3 protein-coding genes are annotated in these 5,215 nt (G+C 47.7%); all 3 read right to left on the bottom strand.

Annotated features, from left to right (window positions below; translation table 11 throughout):
- Nucleotides 1-140 precede the first annotated feature (140 nt).
- On the bottom strand, nt 141-3,299 hold the full coding sequence (locus tag Q0C11_RS14310) for a CusA/CzcA family heavy metal efflux RND transporter (RefSeq protein ID WP_293009116.1): 3,159 nt from the start codon (nt 3,297-3,299) through the stop codon (nt 141-143).
- 28 nt (nt 3,300-3,327) lie between these two features.
- A complete protein-coding gene (locus Q0C11_RS14315; RefSeq protein WP_293009118.1) occupies nt 3,328-4,827 on the bottom strand; it encodes an efflux RND transporter periplasmic adaptor subunit in 1,500 nt (499 codons plus the stop codon).
- 2 nt (nt 4,828-4,829) lie between these two features.
- Nucleotides 4,830-5,215, bottom strand: a 386-nt coding sequence (locus tag Q0C11_RS14320; RefSeq protein WP_293009120.1) for a TolC family protein, incomplete at its 5' end; no start/stop codon positions are given.

A 5,215-nucleotide genomic window follows, 5' to 3' on the forward strand; every position in this document is an offset into this window, starting at 1 on the left:
AAGAAACTGCTGTTATTTGATCGGCAGATTGAGTTTTCTATTTCATAATACAAGAAGAATCTTTTATGAGTTTAGTTTGCTGCCACTTGCGGTGGGGTGCGTCACTGGCGAAATAAGATCTGGGTAGAGGTCAACCTAGGTTATTTTCTACTTATCTCTCTTCCATGTACGATCCGATACAACACCGGTAACACCAATAACGATAACAGCGACTGGGATAACGTACTGCCGATCATTACCGTTGCAAGTGTTCGCTGCACTTCAGCGCCTGTGCTGGTGCTGAGTGCCATAGGCAGGAAACCCAGTGATTCCACCCAAGTCGTGATCAATACTGGACGCAATCGCATGAGGGAACCAGTTCGAATGGCGTTGTCGAGAGTAAATCCCTGTTGTCTCAGATCGCGGATAAACGACAACAGCACCAAGCCATCCAGTACTGCTACACCGGACATGGCGATGAACCCTACTCCGGCAGATATGGACAAGGGAATGTCGCGCAACCATAGGGCCACGATTCCGCCAGTAATAGCCAACGGAACTGCACTAAACACAAGCAAGCTATCTCTAAAGCTGCCGAGCATGGTGTAAAGTAGAAAAAATACCAAGCAAAGGGCTAATGGAATGACAATCTGCAAGCGTTCTGCCGCCATGATCAATTGCTCGAATTGCCCGCCCCAGGCAAGCCAGTAGCCGGATGGAATTTTGACTTGTTGCTCGATGAGTTTTTCTGTGTCCTTGACGAAAGAACCGATATCGCGGCCACGCACATTTGCGGTAATCACCACACGGCGTTTACCATTTTCGCGGCTGACTTGATTAGGACCTTTGACAATTTGCAGATCGGCTACTTCGCCTAATGCGACGTAAATGGGCAAAGCAGCAGCTGGTGCATTTTGGCCGTCGGGCATTTTCAGAACGGGAAGCCTGATTGGTAAGCGACTGAGTGCTGCGATATCACCGCGAATTTGTTCTGGTAATCGCACTTGTAGCTCGAAACGGCGATCGCCCTCAAAAATCAAACCAGTGGTTCTGCCGCCAATCGCAATATTGACAGTATCCTGCACATCGCTGCCATTGAGGCCATAACGCGCCATTTTTGAACGGTCCATCTGAATTGACAGTACTGGCAGGCCAGTGATTTGTTCAGTCCGTACATCCGCCGCACCGGGAACGGTTTTGACGATTTTTTCAATCTGTTCAGCGACATTGAGCATAACGTCGAGGTCATCACCAAATACTTTTACTGCAACATCCGCGCGTACTCCGGATAATAGTTCGTTAAATCGCATCTGTATTGGTTGTGTGAATTCGTAGTTGTTGCCCGGAACTTTTTGTACCGCTTGTTCCATCGCGGCGATCAATTCTTCTTTGTTCCGATACTTTCCGGGCCATTCGGATTGCGGTTTTATGATGATGAAAATATCTGCGACACTGGGCGGCATCGGGTCAGTAGCAATCTCTGCGGTACCAATTTTAGAGAATACCCGACTGACTTCGGGAAATTTCCTGATCGTCTCTTCCAGTTCATTTTGCATTTCAATGGCCGTACTCAGGCTTGTCCCAGGTATCCGAATCGCATGTAGTGCAATATCTTCCTCGTCGAGACTGGGAATGAATTCACTGCCCATGCGCGTAGTCAGTAGCAGCGACAGCATCACAATGACAATGGCAATGGTAACCGTCAATCCTTTGTTATTCATAGCAATATCCAATGCAGGAGCATAGATTTTCTTAGCCCATAATACAGCGGCTCCTTCTTTCTCCAACATTTTTCCGGAGAGAAACATAGCCACTGCTGCCGGTACGAATGTTATCGATAAGAATACTGCTCCTAACAATGCCAATAAAACCGTAAAGGCCATCGGATGGAACATTTTTCCTTCCACCCCGGACAATGCAAACACTGGCAGATAAACTACCATGATAATAATTTGTCCGAACAGTAGTGCCCGCCGTACTTCCTTGGAGGCATCAAAAACGATCTCGAAGCGCTCGGCAGGGGTCAGTTCTCGTCCCAGTCGTCCTTGTTCGAGAGAGAGGCGACGAATACAATTTTCGACAATAATAACGGCGCCGTCGACAATAATGCCAAAATCAAGTGCGCCCAAGCTCAACAGATTGGCGCTGACATTGTTGGCCACCATGCCGCTGATGGTGAACAATATCGAGAGAGGAATAATCAGTGCGGTAATCAGTGCGGCACGTATGTTGCCAAGCGCTATGAACAACACCACAATGACCAGCGCGGCACCTTCCAGTAAGTTATTTGAGACCGTGCTGATGGTTTTGTCGACCAATGTGGTTCGATTATAAACAGGCGTCGTAACCACGCCGACAGGCAGGCTGAGGTTAATCTCGGTGAGTTTCTCCGCTGCTGCTTGTGAAACGATGCGGCTGTTTCCCCCAATCAGCATATGCGCAGTGCCCAGCACCACTTCCTTTCCATTTTGGGTTGCGGCACCGGTTCGTAATTCCTTGCCGATCAGTACATCGGCCACATTTTTGATTCGTATCGGTATGCCTTGGTTGCTACTCAGAATGATCTCGCCGATTTCGACCAGATTTGCCACTTGCCCAGGTACTCTGACTAGATACTGTTCGCCGCTTTTTTCGATATAGCCTGCACCCACGTTGATATTATTACGTTCCAATGCAACCACCAAGTCTTGCAAAGTGAGCCCGAATGAGATCAGTTTTTCAGGATAAGGTGTCACATGAAATTGCTTAACATAGCCACCGACGGAATTGACTTCTGTGATTCCTTTTACCATACGCATGCGCGGCTTGATGATCCAGTCTTCAATCTCGCGTAAATCGGTGGCTGTATAAAGGGTTCCATCTGGCTTGCGTGCATCTTTCTCCGCATCGACAGTCCACATGAAGATTTCGCCCAGACCAGTGGAGATAGGCCCCATCGTGGGTACGATTCCAGTCGGTAACTGGTTCCTGGCCTCTTGAATTCTTTGGCTGACCAGTTGTCTTACCAAATAAATATCAGTGCCGTCCTTGAAAATTACCGTAACTTGCGACAAACCGTAACGCGAGAGAGACCTGGTATATTCAAGATTGGGTAGACCGGCCATCGCCATCTCAATCGGAAAGGTGATACGTTGCTCAGCTTCCAAAGGCGAATAACCGGGTGCCGTGGTGTTGATTTGTACCTGCACATTGGTGATGTCCGGCACAGCGTCAATGGGTAGTTTCAGGTAGTTGTATATGCCAAATACAGCCATTGTCAGCACCACCATCAGCACGATGCCGCGTTGATAGATGGATATGTGTAAAATGCGCTCAAACATGGTGGCTCGCTTTGATCAGATTATCGGTTTAATGGTCGTGAGATGCGCCCGCTTTGCCCAGCTCTGCTTTAAGGGCAAAGCTGTTGCCTCCAGCGTATTGCTCACCGTAAGCAAGCCCTTCGAGAACCTCAACCATTTCACCATCACTGCGTCCCAGTTCCAAAGGGCGAACTTCGAAATACTGACCATAACGACCGAATACTACCGACCAGTCGTGAAATGTTTGAATGGCATCAACAGAAACGGCGATCGGCACTTCCATTTCTTCTGCCACCAACTCAGCGTTGATAAACATACCGGGGCGCCATTTTCCTTCTTTATTTTCCAGCTCGACTCTGGCTGTTGCCGTACGCGTTTGTCCGCCGATCAAGGTGGAAATATAAGTCACACTTCCTTCGCTTTTTATGTCGTAAGCCGTTGCCTTCACTGTAACTTTCTGGCCAACCCGAATCACGTTAAGATCTTTAGGATAAACCGTAACAGCCGTCCATACTGTCGATACATCTGCAACAGTGTAAATTTCCCTGTCTTCCTTGAGCACTTCCCCAAGTGCAAGAGCCTTGGCAATGATGATTCCTGAAATTGGGGAGCGAATCTCATACTGTGTAATGTTTGTTCTTAAGAAACTAGATGCAGGTTGCACGCCTAGAGCACGTAATTTAGTGGCAGCCAGCTCCAAAGCAATCTGAGCTTCATTCCATAATTCTTCTGCCAAAAGAAACTCCTGCTTGGCGCTGATTTTTTCTTCCCACAACTGTTTCTCTCGCTCGTAAGTCGTTTTTGCCAGTGTCAGCCGTTTTTTGGCTACAGAATATTGGCTGCGCAAGTCTGCTAGCATCGGACTTTCGATAACGGCCAGCACATCACCTTTTTTCACTTGCTGTCCATGATGACCATGCACCGTCGTCACCACGCCGGAAACCCGTGGCACTACACGCACGATGTTATGTTCATTGAAGATCACTTCTCCCGGAAGTCTGAGTTTAGGTTTGATAATTGCCGGTCCCGCAGTGAGAAGTTCGATACCCATGCTTTTTAGCATTTCATCCGGTATTTCTACCCGCCCTTCAATCTGGCTGTGGCTCCAACGCATCAACTTGCCTTCATGTTCCGCAGCAATGACGAGATCAAACGAATGCGGTTCCTCGACGATTTGATCTCCCGCCAAGTAATCCGCCTCCGGAGTAAATTGAATCAACTGTGCCGGTGCGCCCAGCCGGGTTAATGTGATAGTTACAGTAGCGGACGTTGACGGTAGCAATTTGCCCTTTTCATACAAATAAATCCGGAATTGCGGCGGCATGCCTTTTTCAAAAATAGTCAGTTCCACGCTGAAGTCATGATCAGTAAACAGCTTGCCCCCCCTTGGCCCAATAGCAGGTTGATCTTCGGCTGATTCTTCATCAGCATGAATGTCTTCCATCTTCATTGAACCCCCGGATGGCTTATCCACGGTTAAAATCAATCCACCCAATACAATTCCAACGGCGATCACAATCAAAATTGGTATCAATCGTGCTTTATCCATATTTATTCCTTAACCTTTTTCTCTATACCACGATGATTTAGAATGCTGTCGATAGGCGCTGCGATCAAGCGTTCTATGTCATTCATCAATCGCTGATAGTTTGCCAGTGCGCGGATGTAGAGCAATTGATTCTGAAATAGCACGCGTTGCGCATCCAGCAATTCCAGCAAACCAAATTTACCCAATTCATAACCTCTGCGCATTACATGAAAAGCACTTTTTGCTCCAGGCAAAATCTCGTCGCGCAACAGGTTGATCTCATTCCAGGTTGCCAGCATTGCTTCGTAAGTTTGCGCTAATTCTGTTTTCAACCTAAGTTCCATCATCGTCTGTTCATCTTCGGCTTTGTCTACACGTTGATAAGCTTCTTTGAGGTTACCCTGATTAC

This window comes from Nitrosomonas sp. (assembly GCF_022842015.1).
GTDB lineage: Bacteria > Pseudomonadota > Gammaproteobacteria > Burkholderiales > Nitrosomonadaceae > Nitrosomonas.